This is a genomic window from Trichocoleus sp. DQ-U1 (assembly GCF_039961925.1).
Taxonomy (GTDB): Bacteria; Cyanobacteriota; Cyanobacteriia; order Cyanobacteriales; family FACHB-T130; genus FACHB-T130.
The window spans coordinates 17,788-35,308 of the sequence record NZ_JAMPKB010000047.1; the positions used below are offsets into that span (position 1 = coordinate 17,788).

A 17,521-nucleotide genomic window follows, 5' to 3' on the forward strand; every position below is an offset into this window, starting at 1 on the left:
AGACTGGGCATCTGGGGAAAAGGTTCAAAGGCAAGCAGCGCATCTATGCGGTGAATCACTAGAGAAAGTGCGATCGCATCTATCGAGAAAATGAGAAAAAAGAGCGATCGCGCTACTCTTGATGACGAGGATCTTCGCTTGGAGGATACCAACCGCCTACTACCCAAAAACCCGCCCTAAAAAGGCTTTAGGAGCGGGTCAACAAAATGATAAGTAAGCGTAATTTATCGCAGAGTGACGAACTCTTCGGCGGTGGAAGGATGAATGCCAACGGTGGCGTCGAAGTCTTTTTTGGTGGCTCCCATATTGACTGCGATCGCAATTCCTTGAATCACCTCAGCTGAATACTCGCCTACCATGTGAGCGCCCAGCACGCGGTCGGTATTTTTGTCAATGACCAACTTGACCATGACTTTCTCATCCGCGCCGGTGAGGCTGTGGAACAGAGGACGGAACCGGGCGCGATAAATTTGCACGTTGTCATCGCCCAACTTTTTCCGAGCATCGGCTTCGCTGATTCCTACCGTAGCGGCTTCTGGCTGAGTGAATACGGCGGAGGCAACATTTTCGTGATTGAATACCCGGCGATTGTTGCCAAACTCAGTATCAGCAAAAGCGCGACCTTCGCCAATGGCGACGGGGGTTAAATTGATCCGGTTGGTGCAATCGCCTACAGCGAAAATATTCGGCTGGTTGGTGCGGCTGTACTCATCGACTTCGATGGCACAGTTGACGCTGTACCCGTGCAACCTGGGTAAATCTTCGTCTTCACAATTAACAACCTTAACGCCCGCATTCTCCAAACCAAGTTTTCCTAACAAAGGTGCGCGACCGATGGCGACTAGAACTTGGTCTGCCGTGAGGGTTGTATCCGCGTCTTTGCCTTTTTCGGTAAAGGCGACCTTCAGACCCTCTGGGGTTTTCTCAATGCCTTTCCCGGTGACATTCGTGATAATGTTGATGCCGTGATGGGTCATGGCATCCTGAATGGCAGTGCGAATATCGTCATCAAAGCCTTTGAGAATGCGATCGCCTCGAAGCAACAAACTGACTTTCGATCCCAGTCCGTGCATGATACAGGCGAATTCCACGGCAATATAGCCAGCGCCAATAATGACAATGTGCTTCGGCTGTTCCTTGAGGAGAAATATCTCGCGGGAAGTGATGGTGTGTTCCATCCCTGGTAAATTCGGCTTGATGGCTTCCCCACCGACGGCGATTAAAATCTTGTCAGCCGTGACTTTGCGCCCATCCACTTCCACCGTATGCGGATCTAATAAAGTGGCGCGACTCTGGATTAACTCCACCCCAGCTTTTTCCAAAAACCCAATATGCAAGTGGCTGAGGCGGTGGACTTCCTTATCGACAGTCGTAATCAGATGCTCCCAGTTTAGGCTTCTCTCGCCCACAGTCCAGCCATAGCCTGCGGCATCCTCAAACAAATGGGAAAATTTGGAGGCGTAAACCATCAATTTTTTGGGAATACAACCACGGATGACGCAGGTACCACCCACTAAATCGCCTTCTGCGATCGCTACTTTCGCTCCGTAGCTAGCCGCGCGTTTGGAAGCCGCTAATCCCCCCGAACCCGCCCCAATGACAAACAAATCGTAATCAAATGCCATGACTGGAAGTCCTCTCTTTCTTCATTTAGTTTAAAAGATGTAACGATGATGCTCCTGCTTTCCCATTTTCCGCAGATCGCTTAAAGTCGGATGAGAATACCGTCAGTTTTAGCGAAGAACAATGGATCGAGAGCAGCGTGGTGTCACCGTATGGTTTACAGGTTTAAGCGGTGCGGGAAAAACCACCATTAGCCAGGAAGTGGCGCAAGCATTACAGAAACGCGCATACAAGGTGGAAATCCTCGACGGAGACGTGGTGCGCCAAAACCTGACCAAAGGCTTGGGGTTTAGTAAAGACGACCGGGATGAGAATATCCGGCGCATTGGTTTTGTGGCTCATCTCCTGACTCGCAACGGGGTAGTCGTACTCATTTCGGCAATTTCGCCTTACCGGGAAATTCGAGAAGAAGTGCGATCGCGTATTGGAGATTTTGTTGAGGTTTATGTGAATGCACCGTTAGCGGTTTGCGAACAGCGAGATGTGAAGGGGTTGTATAAGAAAGCGCGGTCTGGGGAAATCAAAAACTTCACTGGGATTGATGACCCCTATGAATCGCCCCTGCATCCCCAAATCGAATGCCACACAGACCAAGAAACGATAGAGGAAAGCACAGAGAAAGTTTTGAGAAAGCTGGAAGAACTGGGCTACCTCTAGTAAGGATAAACCGCACTTAAGAGGAACCCCTCCCCGCCCTCACCTGCGGCTCCGGCTCCGGCTCCGGCTCCCCTCTCCACTTGCGGGGAGGGGCTGGGGGTGGGGTTCTTTTATTATGGATAATTACACAAATCTAATATGAAGGTTTGAGAGCTAAAGCACAAAAGTATCGTGGATAGGCACCGCCACCTAATACCTACTTCTTCTTATCTGTGCCTCTGCCTCTGTCCCCCTCCACTTCTCTAATCGTGGGAGTACGCGGCGACGGTGGTGGAGGAGCGTCATTTTGTAACTGTTGCCGACCGTTGCGGATGACCTTGAGCATATCGTTAAGCTGCTGCTCGATATTGGTGAGAACTTGGTCGGCGTAATCATCCGCTCCGTTTTGAATGTCCTCGCATTCTTGGAGAGCAAGCGATCGCATCTGTTCTAGGTCTTGTTGTGCTTGTAGGCGCATCCGTTCGAGTTCTGCGATCGTTTGTTCTTGGATGGCGTCGCACTCCTGCTGCACCGCCTGCCGAATCGCTTGAGCTTCCCGTTCCGCTTGCCGAATCAAGCCCATTTCATCCAATATCTGATCGGCTCGGCGTTCTGCTGTCTCAATAATCTGCTGTGCATAATCCTCCGCTTGCAGGAGAATTTCTTCCTTCTGGCGAACAATTTCTTCGGCTTCCTGAAAAGCTGGTGGCAGATTGATCCGCACCAAATCCAGCTGATCGAGTAACGGATTCTCATCGACTAAGCGCAGGCTAGTCAAGGGAATGCGCGTACTATCGAGAATCATTTCTTCGATGCGGTCGAGTTCCCGCTGAATATCTACACTTCCCGATCCACTGTCGGGTAATTCACCTTCGGGGAAGCGTCCATTACTATCGGGTTCGAGGCGGGAAGAGTCTTGGCGTAACATCGGTAGATATCTAAGGCGACGTGCTGGGGAACAAGATGATCGACAGAGCCGCCGAATCTGGCAATCTCTTTCACTAAGCTACTACTTAAGAAACTGTACTCGTTAGAGGTTGCTAGAAAAACCGTCTCAATCCGGTCGTCCAGAGTTTTATTTGTATGAGCCATCTGTAGCTCGTGTTCAAAGTCAGAAAGCACCCGCAAACCGCGCAGCAGCACGCCCGCTTCTCGGATTCTGGCATAGTTGACTGTCAAACCGTCAAAACTGTCAACTTCTACATTCGGCAGCGATCGCGTCGATAGACGAATCTGCTCGATGCGCTCCTGTACTGTAAACAGGGGCGTTTTGTTGGGGTTCCGCAACACCGCAACAATCACCCCATCAAAAAGCCGACAACCGCGCTTAATGATGTCGAGGTGTCCCAGAGTAATTGGATCGAAGCTGCCAGGATAGATTGCAATCACGGAAGAGGTGTGTGAGCTAGCTTAAGGAAATTGTACTCATACAGTACCCCTAAAACTACGAATTGTTAAAAGTCTCCGGTTTTGGCGAGAAGCACCAACCACTAAACCAGAGCGATCGCAACCAAAGAGGATTCATCGCGTCAGCAGCCTCTTCTCGCGGCATACACGAGCCAGCAATCGACCTCTGCTGTAATCGCAGAGAGTCTCTAGATTAGTGCAACCAGCGCCACTCCTTAACTTTCAGGAGGTTCGCTAGAAAATCAGCAAAAGCTAAAATCCGATTAGTGAATCTACACATTAAGTTGAAAAACCAGGAAAAGGCTCAATTTTTCCAGCAGTTCGCCACTTTGCTGAATTCTGGCATTTCAGTACAGCAAAGCTTAAATTTGGTAAATCAGGATCGCAATTCTCCATTCGGGCGCTATCTGCAAACAGTCAGTGCAGCAGTGGATTCTGGGCAAGATTTGGCTTCAGCTTTGACACTAGACGCTCGATATTTTGATGGCTGGACGATTAGCCTAATTCGGTTAGCAGAATACAGCGGATCGCTAGCAGAGACGTTTGAGAGATTGGCAACGGCGGCGGAAGCCAAAGTCAAACGGCAACGCCTCTATCGTTCGGTGGGAATCGCCGCGATCGCGCTGATTTGGAGTCTGCTGGTACTCGTCGCCGCACTTTTTAAGCGAAATCCTCAAAAGCTCTCCCACCCTGGTTTCTGGCTGTGCAGTTTTGGATTGGCATTGCTTTTGGTTGGGGTAGCTATCCTGAATTCTCGCTTTCCCGGACGCGGGTTACAGCGGTTAGCGGCGCAACTTCCCGGTTTGGATAAAGTCATGCAAGCGCGATCGCTCCTTTACTTTACCGAGCTGTCATTGCCTTTAAGTTGTGGGGTGCCCATTCTCGCCGCGCTGGAATTGTTGCGCGATCGCATCCCCGATCCTCAGATGGCAACCCACGTAGCAAAAGCTGCTCGGCAAATTCGTCTCGGTAGAAGCCTCAGCGAGAGTCTGCAAACCAAGTTACCGCCACTTGCAATCCAATATATTCGCACTGGCGAAGAAACTGGAAATTTAGATGCGGCGCTGCGAAAATTGGAGCAATATTACGAAAGCGACTTAGAGAAACGTTTGAGACAATTGGAGGGAATCTTACGTCCTTTGAGTCTATTAGCGATTGGAGGTTTAGTGCTTTTAGTCGCAATTCGAGCAATTAATTCGCTGATAAACTCTCTGCCAGGATAACTTTATGCGTGATGAAACAGAGGGCTTAAAAAACTGGCTTATAATTCTGTCACTTACATTTATTAGCATAGGAGTGATAGTTTTTCTGGGTTTATGGCAAATTGATGTAGTACCCATTGAACACTTCAAGAATTCTTCTAAAATCCTGACCACAAAGGAGTTTATTGAACTTAAAAGGCAGGGCGTCAACTCTGTTATTGAAGCTTTAAAAATTGTTGCAACAACTTTTGGAGGAGCCGCAATCCTCTTTAACGTTTTCTATGCGGCGAAACGAGCTAAAGCGATGGATGATAGCGCGATCGCGGCCAATAAAAGTGCTGAAGCTGCCAATAAGAGCGCTGATGCAGCTCTTGATAATGCTAAAGCTGCCCTAAAGAATGCAGAAGCAGCACAAGATAAGCAAATCACAGAACGCTTTACTAAGGCTGTTGAACTTCTTGGTCATGAGAATATCTCTATCCGTTTAGGTGGAATTTACGCCCTAAAACGAATTGCTGAGGATTCCGAAAAAGACCATTGGACAATTATGGAAGTGTTGACTGCTTTTGTGCGAGAGAAGGCTCCTTTGAACAAAGAAGAGATACAGCAGGATCAATCACCAAAAATTCCTACGGATATTCAAGCAGCTCTTACAGTTATCGGACAGCGCAACGTAGAAAAAGACCCGAACAATCAAAGACTTAATTTACAAAATACCGATATCAGGGGGGCAAACCTTTATGGAGCTAACCTGCAAGGGGCACTACTCAATGGAGCTAATCTGCAAGGGGCACTACTCAATGGAGCCAAGCTAGAAAGAGCAAAACTTAATGAAGCCAACCTGGTAGGGGTGAAACTATTTAACGCTAACCTGGAAGGGGCAGAAGTCTGTGACGCCAATTTGCAAGAGGCAGACCTAGATAGGGTCAACCTGCAAGAGGCAGACCTTTGGGATACTAAGTTGCAGTGGGCACGTATCAGAAAAGCCAACCTGCAAAAGGCAAAACTCTGTAGGGCAAAATTGCAAGGGGCAAACCTCAGTGAAGCCGACCTCTTAGGAGCAATTCTTGATGATGCTAAACTGCATGGAGCAAAACTCAGGGAAGTCCAAAACCTTAAACAAGAGCAAATTGAAAGAGCATACGGAGATAGCAAAACTGTCTTGCCAGACAATTTGGAAAGACCTGCACCTTGGACGCAAGCTGAGTAAGAGACAAATGCGATCGATCGCCTCCATATAATGCTTGTCATTTGAATCAAATATAGAACCTAACCCCCTACCCCCTTCCCTTGTAGGGAAGGGGAAAAGCCCCTCTCCTTGTAGGAGAGGGGTTGGGGAGAGGTCACAATGTATTGCACCCAATTACAAACCTCAATATTTCCAATTTCTTAGCCCACGCAGCCGGACTTTATTTGTGTAGCCCCAGCCTTCTAGGTGCGGGCATTATCAAGTAGGATTTAATCAACCAAATGTTGACCCATCCCAACCCCACATTGAACCTTTCGCATCAGCAAACTCAATGTAAATCCGGTTTGTAGATACACCAAGTTTCTCATTAATTTGCTGACAAAAATCTTGGCTCATTGCCTTTGTTTGCGACGGACTCATGCTACCGACACTTTTAATTTCGACGTAGCAGACGGGATCGAGAGTCCCCCCAAATGTCATCGCCACACTCGGCTCAAAAGCTGTCATCACATAAGATTCCGGTTTGCCTGTATGCTTGGCTAATTTAGCAGAAAGACTTTTCAGCAATCCCTCGACAGCACCCCGATCGGGAGAATCAACAGAAGTTTGAACTTTGATTAGCGGCATAATCTTTTACTCTAATTCCTTTTAAAAGGGATTAGGTAATGGGTAATCGTTATTAGTCATTCGTTATTAGTCCTTTGCTACTAACCAATTACCAATTACCGATTACCAATTACCGATTACCCACCATATTGCCAAGGGGTATTTTCGAGTAAAAGCGGTTTACCCTCGCGGTGGACGCCAGCAGCGATCGCTTCCCCGACATAAACCGTATGATCGCCGTGTTCCACAGCACCGACAACCTTACACTCCACATAACCAAGGGAGTCGGCGATGATGGGACAGCCGGTTTCTTGTCCTAGATAAAATTCCACATCTTCAAATTTATTACCGACGCGGCGCTGCGGCTTGAAGAATTTTTCCGCTAAGTCTTGCTGTCCCTCATCCAGGAAACTAAGCGCAAAAACGCCACTGGCTTTGATCATGGCGTGGGATTTAGAATCCTGCTTAACGCAATTCACAACCAGCGGTGGCTTAAACGAGCCTTGCATCACCCAGCTGGATGTGAAGCCGTTAACTTCTTCGCCATCTTTGACACCGCAGATATAGAGTCCGTGAGGAATCTTACGCAGAATAGTTTTTTTGGCTTGTTCGTCTAGCAAAGTTTTACCTGACAGCTACTGATACATCGCTTAGTTTATCAATGTCTTGGGAAGAAACATCAATCTGGAGATAGTTCCATAGGGGCATGACATTGCACAGCGGTTTCAAATTAAGATTTGGTGGTTGAAACCGCAGCTATACAGACAAAACCTGCCTAGCCTTCGGCACGCTTCGCTAACACAGGTTCAAGAATGATTTTTCCTTAGTCCGCGAAGGCGGACTTCGTTTGTATAGCCGCGATTTCCAATCGCCAGGGCTTAAGTAGACTTAAAAGCAACCGAAGCGCAGAATGAGCGATCGCTTCTTAAGCAACCCCGTACTTTTTAAACCAAGCTTGCAGGCGTTTCCAGCCGTCTTCTGCTTCCTCTTTGCGGTAGCTGGGGCGGTAGTCGGCAAAAAAACCGTGGGGCGTGTCTGGATAAAGGATAATTTCCGAAGCATTGTCTGCTGCTTTCAGCGCCGCCTGCATCTTCTCGACTGTTTCGTTCGGAATGCCGGTATCGCTGCCGCCATAGAGTCCCAGTACGGGCGCTTTCAGCTGATCAACTAGATCGAGAGGATATTTGGGAATGAGGGGCAAAGACTCGCCTACTAGGCGTCCGTACCAGGCAACGCCAGCGTTTAGCGTGGGATTATGTGCCGCATACAGCCAAACGATTCGCCCACCCCAGCAAAAGCCTGTAATTCCCAGTTTATCAGTGTTGCCCTTACTGGACTTGGCTGCCCAAGCAACCGTTGCATCCAAATCTGACATAACTTGAGCATCGGGGACTTTAGAAACTACTTTGGTGATAATTTCTTGAATATCGCTCATCCGGGAAACATCGCCTTGACGCGCATAGAGTTCCGGCGCGATCGCTAAATAACCCAGTTTTGCAAAACGGCGACAGATATCTTGCAAATGTTCGTGGACGCCAAAGATTTCCTGCACAACTAGCACGACGGGGAAATTCTTACCCCTGGCAGGCATCGCCCGATAAGCGGGGATGGCCCCATCTTCTACGGGTATCTTCACTTCACCCGCCACCAAGCCTTTTTTATCGGTAGTGATGACTTGGGCAGAAATGGGGCGAACTGCTACGGCAAACCCTGCCGCCAGCGTAGAGACCATGATAAATTCGCGGCGCGTGAATTTCATCAGCAGTTTTCTCCAAAAAACTTCTTCAAGTCTAGATTGTGCATCAGTTGGGCGGGGATAACCGCCGATGTTCTCGGCAGCAGCCTTCAGCGCTAGGCTAACGCCTCGCTTCGCTAACGCGATCGCGCAATCATATCCCATACGCTTTGAATTGATGCTGACACCTATGAGGACTTACGCAATAACTCTCTAAAACTACTTATTCCTTCGCGTCCTTGGCGTCCTTGGCGGTTCGTTTTTCCATAACGAGAGCGTAAGTCCTGATCTATGTTAAACGGACTTCTCAAAGCCCTGCTTCTCCGGAGCAAAACCTTCCCCCTGGAAGAAGCCGCAGCCGATCAACTGTTACAAGCTGGATCGAGGTGAGTAAAAGCATTTTGCTCATTAGCGATCGCTAGCTGTAGGGGCAACTTATCAATCGCTTCTACTCAAATTCACAGTTTACCGGGAGGGGTGATGCCGCAATATTTTGGAAAACTGCCTACGACAGGGACATCTTGGTCAACAATTGGAACCCTAAAAACCATAGAACGCCACGATCGAGGAATCTACGGCGATTGTGAGAATTCGCGCCTTGCCATTAGCATCCTGGCACCAAACTTAGTCCGAGTACGCTGGGCACCCAGCGGCGATTTGATGCCACGTCGTTCTTGGGCAGTCACCTTGGACGATCCAGAATGGTCAGTCGTACCCTTCCAACTTCGGGAAACTGACGCAGCGGTAGAAATCGAAACCGAGCAGATGCGGGTGTACATCCACCGCCAAGGGTGCCGGATCGAGTGTTTTGATAAAACTGGGCGACCCTTCGCGCAAGATACCGGGATGGGAATGGCTGAACGCATAGGCGCGATCGCTGCCTGGAAACGCATCGAAGCTGATGAACATTTCTACGGTTTTGGCGAACGCACCAAGCTACTCGACAAACTCAGCGAAGTCCAAACAAACTGGACAGTTGACGCCCTCGATTACAGCTCATTTACCGATGAAATGTACCAGGCGATTCCATTTTTTATAGCGCTGCGTCCAGAACTCGCCTACGGTATCTTCTTTAACACTACTTTTTGGAGCCAGTTCGATATTGGTGCAGAACAACCGGGCGTCTATCGGATGGAAACGCGGGGCGATGAGCTGGATTATTACATCATTTATGGCCCGGAACCGGCGCAAATTCTTAGCACCTACACGCAGCTAACAGGTCGGATGCAACTTCCACCGAAATGGTCGCTTGGTTATCACCAATGCCGTTGGAGTTACGAATCTGAAGAGGTGGTGCGAGAACTTGCCCAGGAATTCCGCAACCGTCGCATCCCTTGCGATGTGATTCATCTCGATATCGACTACATGAAGGGCTACCGGGTGTTTACCTGGAGTCCCAAACGGTTCCCCGATCCTGCCCAATTGGTCAATGACTTGGCGCAGGATGGCTTCAAGACGGTGACAATTATCGATCCAGGCGTCAAGTACGAGCCGGAAGCCGATTACCACGTCTTCGACCAAGGGATAGAAAATGACTATTTTATCCGTAAGGCAGAGGGTGAGCTATTCCACGGCTACGTTTGGCCCGACAAAGCAGTATTTCCCGATTTTCTGCGTCCGGAAGTGCGCCAGTGGTGGGGCGACTTGCACAAAAGTCTGACAGAAGTCGGCGTTGCGGGTATCTGGAACGATATGAACGAACCGGCGATAGACGATCGCCCGTTTGGAGATCCGGGGAATAAAATATCCTTTCCCTTAGATGCCCCCCAAGGTTCGCCGGAAGAACGCACTACCCATACCGAAACTCACAACCTGTATGGGCAATCAATGGCTCAATCGGCTTGCGAAGGACTGAAGCGGCTGCGTCCTACAGAGCGATCGTTTGTGCTGACACGCTCCGGTTTTGCCGGAATTCAGCGTTGGTCGTCGGTGTGGATGGGCGATAATCAATCGCTGTGGGAGTATCTGGAGATGTCTCTGCCGATGCTCTGCAATATGGGACTATCCGGTGTGGCGTTTGTCGGTTCCGATATTGGCGGTTTTGCTGGCAACGCCACGGCGGAATTATTTGCTCGGTGGATGCAAGTGGGAATGCTTTACCCGTTGATGCGCGGTCACTCGGCAATGAGTACGGCAAGACACGAACCTTGGGTTTTTGGCGATCGCGTTGAAGCTATCTGCCGCGAATATATTAATCTCCGCTACCAGCTATTGCCCTACGTTTACACGCTTTTCTGGGAAGCTGCAACTACTGGCGCACCGATTTTACGTCCCTTACTCTATCATTTCCCCAACGACCCGAAAACCTATAAACTCTACGACCAAGTATTGCTCGGTTCTTCCCTCATGGCAGCACCCATCTATCGACCAGGAGTGGAGTATCGGGCCGTGTATCTTCCCGAAGGCACTTGGTACGACTGGTGGACAGGAGAACGTTACGAAGGCGCGACCCATATCTTAGCTCATGCACCGTTAGAGCGAATGCCGCTATATGTGCGTGCGGGAGCGATTATCCCCATGCAGCCGGTGATGCAATACACGGATGAACGTCCCCTTGACGAACTCACCCTCCGCATCTGGCCTGGAAATGGCGAGTTTAGACTCTACGAAGATGATGGGCATACGTTTGAATATCAAACGGGTGGCTTTGCAACTACAACCTACCGCGTTTATTCCCAAGGACAACAAACGGTGGTTGAAATTCCAGCGCGAGAGGGCAATTGGACGCCCCCTACTCGCGAAACTATCGTGCAGCTAGTGGGTGTTGGCGAACAGCGTTTCGTTGACGATAGTACGGCGCGTCAACTGACTTTTTAAATTGGCTTGATAGAACCTCACCCCCAGACCCTCGACCTTCACGGAGAGGGGAGCCGGAGTGAGGAGGTGCTTCTAATGGGAGGCGCGATTAACCGGATTTAATCTCAATCCTTAACGGTCAGCGATTTGCTCTTGAGGGTGAATCGCTTTTTTTGGCATCCTTTACGTTTCATCAGAGCGATCGCTGATGCCCCTATCTGCAATCTTCTCGCTCAACCCTATTTTGTAAAAAAGAAATATCTCTATAGACAGATGCCAGAATTTTATTAAACCTTAAATCCACATAAAGTTTAACCAGAGAATTTTATTTTAGCTGTAAATTTAATTCTGATAGATGTTGAGAACTTCTATAAATTATTACTAAAGAACTGCCCAACTTTACAAAATCAACACGTCAGAAATGTCTAAACGATGTTAAATGCCTGTGCAAACCTCCCGCATTTGCATAAGTTCACAATGGGGATCAAAGCTAGATAGACTCATATTCCTAAAGAATGATTCATATAAATCATTCAATTGATTATGGATAATTATCAAAAAGGTTGCCATAATAGTCTAGAAAGGTAAATTGATTTTTCACTCATTGCATGTAGCTAAATTGTTACTTTAGCTACACTTTTACCGGATGGTATCGGGGTCAAATCTAGCAATTCTCTTGTTTTAAAAAACTTACTGACATGAAAACTTTAACAATGCAGCTCGTCCAAGCAATTCGCTGTCCTAACTGTGGCAGTCCGGGTGAACGGCATTACATTTCTAGCAGCCAGCTAACGCGGACACAATGCCGTACTTGTGACTACTTGATGGTGACTTGTTCTCGAACCGGGAGAGTAATCGAAGCATACGCACCCGGTCTTGATGCAAGTCGTCTGTAGAAGCAATCCTCAAAGAATTGCTTGTACTGATTATTTAGAAGCTCGAAGTTGTCCGCAAGCAGCATTGGCTTCCAAACCACGAGAGTAGCGAACGCTAACAGCAATATGCTGTTTTTTTAGAGCTGCCACAAAAGCTTGAATCCGAGTAGAATCCGGACGCTGATAGTCAGCATCGTGGATAGGATTGTAGGGAATTAAATTGACGTGAGTTTGGAATCCCCGCAGGCGGGATGCAAGTTCATTGGCGTGTTGGGGAAGATCGTTCACACCCGCAAGCAGGACGTATTCAAATGTCAATCTGCGACCTGTTAATTGAACATATTCCCGACATTCTGCTAACAAATCTTCCAGGGGATATCGCTGAGCTGTGGGGATAAGTTTTTCCCGAAGTGCCTGATTGGGTGCGTGGAGGCTAACTGCAAGGGTGATTTGCAAGTGATGTTGCGCTAAATCGAGGATGCGATCGCGTACCCCTACGGTAGAAAGGGTGATAGAACGCTGTCCAATTCCCACATCTTTATTCAGGATCTCTAGCGCTCCCAAAACATTTACCGTATTCAGTAACGGTTCCCCCATCCCCATAAACACAATATGGCTGACTCGTCGCTTGAAGTCTTCCTGAACTGTTAACACCTGATCGACGATTTCGTGGCGTGCGAGATTGCGGGTAAAACCGCCCTTCCCAGTAGCGCAGAAGTCGCAAGCCATCGGACAACCCACCTGGGAAGACACGCACACCGTGAGGCGCTTTTCTGTGGGAATACCGACTGTTTCGATAATTTGACCATCTGCCAACCGCAGCAGATACTTCACCGTGTCATCTGGAGCAACAGAACGATGATGTATCGTAGAGCGTCCAATCGGGACATCTGCTACTTGGTCGCGCCACTGCTTAGAAAATACAGTAATTTCGGAAAGCGATCGCGCTCCTTTTTCATAAATCCACTGATGCAGTTGCTGTCCCCGATAAGCCGGTTGTCCTTGAGCAAGCACCCATTGGGTTAATTCAGCTAAATTTGCCCCTAAAAGAGGAGGAATCGTTCTGGCTGGGTTTTTATTCGTTACCCCCTGTTTAGCAACGGGCGCAGTTTCATCAAACTGATTTTGATGCTGACTGTCTGTAGAAGACTGAACCTGAGAGCGGGACGTAGCAGACATAAATAATCAAAAGTTTTCGCTAGGATCTCTATCCTAGAACCTCTCGATCGACGCTGGGGTTCACTTTATAAGTTTGCCCGATCGGAATCTCAATTTGAAACTCTGCACCTTCCCCAGGTCGAGATAGACACTTCATCTTTCCGCCATGCTTTTCTACAACAATTTGATAGCTAATCGATAAACCCAGTCCAGTGCCTTGACCGACTGGTTTTGTTGTAAAGAACGGGTCAAACAGTTGCCCTAGGACACTTGCACTCATCCCCGGCCCATTATCTTTAATCCCGATTCTCACCCAATTCTTGTCTAAAAGTTGGGTAGAAATTGTTAAAGTGCTGGGTTTCTTTTTAATTTCTTCTGAGCTTCGCGCTTTATCTTGCTCCTGCAAAGCATCAATCGAATTATTCAAGATATTCATAAATACCTGATTCATTTGTCCGGCATAACATTCCACCAGCGGCAAGTTGCCATATTGCTTGATAACCTGAATAGCCGGAAACTCTGGTTTATGCTTGAGGCGATTGTGCAAAATCACGAGGGTACTATCGATTCCCTCATGAATATTGACGGGTTTCATCTCGGATTCATCCAACCGAGAGAAGTTACGCAAAGTCAGAACAATCTCCCGAATCCGGTTTGCCCCTACTTTCATCGAAGACAAAGTTTTCGGTAAATCCTCAATTAAAAAATCAAGATCGATCTCTTCAACCAGACCTTGAATGTTTGGGTCAGTGTAGGAATAACCCTGCTGGTAAAAGTTGACTAAACCGAGAAGATCCTGAGTGTAGTTACCCACATGGGTCAGGTTTCCGTAGATGAAGTTGACAGGGTTATTAATCTCATGGGCAACACCCGCAACGAGTTGACCGAGGCTAGACATTTTCTCAGTTTGAATTAGTTGAGCTTGGGTTTGCCGCAGGTCTCGCAGAGTTTTTTCTAGAGCGATCGCTTGCTTTCTAGCAGTCTCTTCTGATTGCTGCAATGTTTCTTCTGAGAGCTTGCGCTCGGTGATGTCGCGTAGGATGACAATATATTCTTGAAGTTGGCGATTCGATCGGTGGGAAAGCGTCACCTCGATCGTGCGTAAGCTCGTTTCATCCTGCCGGAATGTCTGTTCGCTGCGACTTTGCCAAATCTCAGGCGACCCAGCTAACCCAGAGAGGAAATCGTTGAGGCGACGCCCAATCAGCTGATAAGCGTCCATCTCGAAAAGGGCAACAGCTGCTGGGTTGGCTTGACGAATCGCGCCGCTATCATCCAGCACCAGAATCGTATCCGGAACCGTATCAAGGGCAGCGATAAAAAGGTTTTCCGCGTGTTCCCGTGCTTCAGCGATCGCAGAAACTTGGGGTAAGCTAGTCCAACAGGCAACCGCGATCGCTACAAAAGCGATCATCATCAGCAAAATGACTAAAAGATTGTTGCTGGCATTCCCCGCAGCCTGCCCAATCCCATCCCGAAGCACCCAGGCGATCGCGGTCGCACTACAAACCAATAAAATCAGGATGATGACCTGAAAGGCAACAAAATCTTTGACCTGAAAGCGTTTCACCTGGTAACGCTCAATCCACCAAGCTGGATAGAAAGGCGGAAAGGCGATCCGACGGATAGCCGCATCACAAGCCAAAACAGCGATTGGAGACAGCAGCCCAATGAGTAGGTTTTGCCAGCTCCAAGCTAAGCCTCCAACGACTAGAACAACCGCGTCTACTACGAACAAACCAAGCGACAACCAAGGCCATCGCACCTCTGGTCTACCTCGCTGCAACCACAGTCCTAAATGGAATAACGCGATCGATGCTAGGAAGCTAACACCTGTTAATACTACAATCCGGGAAATATCTCCCCAAACCAGAAAGAGCAAACTGATTAAAAGGGAAAATATAAGACCGGGTTGCAGGACGCCTTGCCGGGAGACAATAGCAAACACGGGTGATAGGTATCCGTCCAAGGCAAGTTGGTACAAAATCCGAGGACTGTTAGAAACCGCAGTGGCGGTAGCGAGAAGACCGCACGAAGCGATCAGGAGTGTCACGATTAAGGAAGCTGACTCGCCCCAGAATGGCTTTGCTGCCGCCAATAAGTTCAAGAACGTGTCTTCGCTCAAGTTGGGTACAGTTGCCAAGCGCATCAGTACCCAAGAACCGCCCAGAATCACAGGAGGCATTAGCCAAGCCGCAAAGCTCAGAAATCGCAGCGTTTCTCCAGGGCGTCGGCTGTCGGCTACAAATGAGGAGGCTGTCTCGCAGGCGTAGGTAATGTAGACCGCGAACAAAGACCACTTTGCCCAGTCCACAAACGTTAAGGTTGACCAACTGGTCGGGAAAAGTCCGGGGCTATTGGGGGAGAAGGCTAACCATCCCAAACCTTGAAGGCAAAATACCAGTAAAAATCCTACCGCTGGCAGAATAAAAAATGTGTGCAGGATCGCCAAGGTACGGGTACCGCTGAGCGCCACAATATAAGCAATCAGCGTAAAGCCAATTCTGAGAAACGTTTCGGGACAATTAATGCCCAAAGGGTCTAAGTTGGTTTTGATCAGATTGGTGATGATAATGGGATTGAGTGGCAGATATCCGGCCCAGCTGATGAAGTACGCGATCGCTGCATAACGACCCAGACCGGAATAGTTTCTGAGTAATTTAGAAGTATAATTTGGAGTCCCTCCTGACATCTCAGGCCAGTGTTCCCCTAACCGTTTCACTTGCAGGTTCAGCAGCATCCCCACTATCACTGCGGGCAACCACACAAAGATGGCAGATGAGCCTAATGCTGCATGTATCAGAGGGGCTGTACTAATCCAGATCAGATGACCTGTGAACCCGAATCCCCAAGTTTCTAAGGTACTCAGGCTGCGTGGTAGGTGCATAAATGAACGCTGATTTAGCCGCAGATTATGATTTTCAACGATAAGATTTTGAGTAATTCGGTCTTCAGTCATATCTGTTCGATCTCAGCGTGATTGTGCCGCGAGTGCTGCCATCACGGTCGTATATAAGTAGAGTTGCAATATCAATATCTATCTATCCGATCGGTACTCGCTACCGCTATTTGTCTTAATCTTGCTGCTTGCGATCGCGAAATTTATTTACCTGCATAATTTGACATTTTTTGCAATGGGTAGCAGCGATTTGATTGATTGAATGTTGATTGCCCTTTGAAAGGGGTGTCAGCGTGTTCGGATTTCCAGGGAACTGAGACGAGGGGACTGAGAATTGGCTAGAGGCGGGTGAGCGATCGCGATCTAGCTGCTGCTATGCAAGACTTGAATCAAGCATTCGATAAACTATGAAGTGCTAGCAGCGAGTCTTGTCCGGGCTACGCTGGAACTCAATCAAAGCCGATGCTTCTTGATATTTCCTCTCTGCCTTTGGCATTTGAATTTACCTCTCCAGGCCCAATCCTCATTGAGCTGGGACCGTTTACCATTCGCTGGTACGGTCTATTGATTGCTTCAGCGGTATTAATTGGCGTCACCCTTTCTCGATATCTGGCTTCCCGCCGTCACATCAACCCAGATATACCGGGCGATTTCGCACTCTGGCTAGTTGTAGCGGCGATTCCCAGTGCCCGACTCTACTATGTTTTGTTTGAGTGGGAACAATACGCCCAAAGACCGGGTGACATCATTGCCATCTGGAAAGGAGGCATTGCCATTCATGGGGCGATCGTCGGTGGCACTTTGGCGGCTTTGATTTTTGCCCGAATCCAAAAAATCTCTTTTTGGCAACTTGCCGATTTAGTCGCGCCCTCTGTCATTTTGGGTCAAGCCATCGGGCGTTGGGGCAATTTCTTCAATTCTGAAGCCTTCGGGGCACCTACCGATCTGCCTTGGAAACTGTTGATTCCGGTCGAGAACCGTCCGCCCGATTACCAAAATTTTGCCTACTTCCATCCCACCTTTCTCTATGAATCTCTTTGGAATTTAATGGTTTTTGGGTTGCTGATGACCTTGTTTTTTCGGGATTTGAAGAGACCACGTCTCAAGGCAGGCACGCTGTTTTTGGTTTACATGGTGGCTTATAGCGCCGGTCGCGTTTGGATTGAGGGGTTACGCACCGATAGCTTGATGCTGGGGCCGTTGCGAATGGCACAAGCAATCAGTTTACTGGGAATGGCGCTGGGATTAGCGGGTCTGGCTTGGGTTTATTTGTTGCGTCGTTCTCTGCCAGATGTCGTGTCAGCTTCTAGTGATAACAATGCTACCAGCGAGAACACCCAACGATGAATCCTCCCATTTCACGGGGGCGAGATTAAACCTCAGATGCCTCAACCG

General features: G+C 48.5%; 14 protein-coding genes. 6 read left to right on the top strand and 8 right to left on the bottom strand.

Translation table 11 applies throughout. The features are described from left to right. Positions 1 to 224 precede the first annotated feature (224 nt). Positions 225 to 1,625, bottom strand: a complete 1,401-nt coding sequence (gene gor / locus NDI34_RS18610; protein WP_348233449.1) for a glutathione-disulfide reductase — start codon at positions 1,623 to 1,625, stop codon at positions 225 to 227. 121 nt (positions 1,626 to 1,746) lie between these two features. Here gor and cysC point away from each other — a divergent pair, with 121 nt between their 5' ends. After that, positions 1,747 to 2,280: an adenylyl-sulfate kinase gene (gene cysC, locus NDI34_RS18615; RefSeq protein WP_348233450.1), complete on the top strand. Its 534-nt coding sequence runs from the start codon at positions 1,747 to 1,749 to the stop codon at positions 2,278 to 2,280. 196 nt (positions 2,281 to 2,476) lie between these two features. Here cysC and NDI34_RS18620 read toward each other — a convergent pair whose 3' ends face one another. Together NDI34_RS18620 and coaD are read right to left on the bottom strand one after the other, a co-directional pair. Continuing rightward, on the bottom strand, positions 2,477 to 3,187 hold the full coding sequence (locus tag NDI34_RS18620; RefSeq protein ID WP_348233451.1) for an ATP synthase F0 subunit B: 711 nt from the start codon (positions 3,185 to 3,187) through the stop codon (positions 2,477 to 2,479). Further along, on the bottom strand, positions 3,097 to 3,648 hold the full coding sequence (gene coaD / locus NDI34_RS18625) for a pantetheine-phosphate adenylyltransferase (RefSeq protein ID WP_190414577.1): 552 nt from the start codon (positions 3,646 to 3,648) through the stop codon (positions 3,097 to 3,099). The genes NDI34_RS18620 and coaD overlap by 91 nt, the downstream gene beginning before the upstream one ends. Before the next feature lie 284 nt (positions 3,649 to 3,932). On the opposite strand from coaD, the gene NDI34_RS18630 reads away from it, so the two are divergent. Together NDI34_RS18630 and NDI34_RS18635 are read left to right on the top strand one after the other, a co-directional pair. After that, positions 3,933 to 4,889: a type II secretion system F family protein gene (locus NDI34_RS18630; RefSeq protein WP_348233452.1), complete on the top strand. Its 957-nt coding sequence runs from the start codon at positions 3,933 to 3,935 to the stop codon at positions 4,887 to 4,889. Between the two features lie 73 nt (positions 4,890 to 4,962). After that, the gene (locus NDI34_RS18635; protein ID WP_348233453.1) at positions 4,963 to 6,078 is read left to right on the top strand and encodes a pentapeptide repeat-containing protein; all 1,116 of its coding nucleotides are present in this window, start codon (positions 4,963 to 4,965) and stop codon (positions 6,076 to 6,078) included. A 252-nt stretch (positions 6,079 to 6,330) separates the two neighbouring features. Here the strand turns inward: NDI34_RS18635 and NDI34_RS18640 are convergent, their stop codons facing one another. The 3 genes from NDI34_RS18640 to NDI34_RS18650 form a co-directional block, all read right to left on the bottom strand. After that, positions 6,331 to 6,684, bottom strand: a complete 354-nt coding sequence (locus NDI34_RS18640) for a phenylpyruvate tautomerase MIF-related protein (RefSeq protein ID WP_190435216.1) — start codon at positions 6,682 to 6,684, stop codon at positions 6,331 to 6,333. Positions 6,685 to 6,800: 116 nt separating this feature from the next. Then, positions 6,801 to 7,283: a flavin reductase family protein gene (locus NDI34_RS18645; RefSeq protein ID WP_190677147.1), complete on the bottom strand. Its 483-nt coding sequence runs from the start codon at positions 7,281 to 7,283 to the stop codon at positions 6,801 to 6,803. A 305-nt stretch (positions 7,284 to 7,588) separates the two neighbouring features. Continuing rightward, positions 7,589 to 8,425 (bottom strand): dienelactone hydrolase family protein, encoded by an 837-nt coding sequence (locus NDI34_RS18650; protein ID WP_190677362.1) that lies wholly within the window; start codon positions 8,423 to 8,425, stop codon positions 7,589 to 7,591. A gap of 453 nt (positions 8,426 to 8,878) precedes the next feature. Between NDI34_RS18650 and NDI34_RS18655 the strand changes: the two genes are divergently transcribed. Both NDI34_RS18655 and NDI34_RS18660 read left to right on the top strand, forming a co-directional pair. Next, positions 8,879 to 11,215: a glycoside hydrolase family 31 protein gene (locus tag NDI34_RS18655; protein WP_348233454.1), complete on the top strand. Its 2,337-nt coding sequence runs from the start codon at positions 8,879 to 8,881 to the stop codon at positions 11,213 to 11,215. A gap of 692 nt (positions 11,216 to 11,907) precedes the next feature. Next, the gene (locus NDI34_RS18660) at positions 11,908 to 12,090 is read left to right on the top strand and encodes a replication restart DNA helicase PriA (protein WP_190414604.1); all 183 of its coding nucleotides are present in this window, start codon (positions 11,908 to 11,910) and stop codon (positions 12,088 to 12,090) included. A 30-nt stretch (positions 12,091 to 12,120) separates the two neighbouring features. Here the strand turns inward: NDI34_RS18660 and rlmN are convergent, their stop codons facing one another. Further along, positions 12,121 to 13,248: a 23S rRNA (adenine(2503)-C(2))-methyltransferase RlmN gene (rlmN, locus tag NDI34_RS18665; RefSeq protein WP_190527720.1), complete on the bottom strand. Its 1,128-nt coding sequence runs from the start codon at positions 13,246 to 13,248 to the stop codon at positions 12,121 to 12,123. Positions 13,249 to 13,276: 28 nt separating this feature from the next. Continuing rightward, positions 13,277 to 16,186, bottom strand: coding sequence for an ATP-binding protein (locus NDI34_RS18670; RefSeq protein ID WP_348233455.1), 2,910 nt, complete (start codon positions 16,184 to 16,186; stop codon positions 13,277 to 13,279). A 402-nt stretch (positions 16,187 to 16,588) separates the two neighbouring features. Between NDI34_RS18670 and lgt the strand changes: the two genes are divergently transcribed. Then, a complete protein-coding gene (lgt, locus tag NDI34_RS18675) occupies positions 16,589 to 17,473 on the top strand; it encodes a prolipoprotein diacylglyceryl transferase (RefSeq protein ID WP_348233456.1) in 885 nt (294 codons plus the stop codon). Positions 17,474 to 17,521 lie beyond the last annotated feature (48 nt).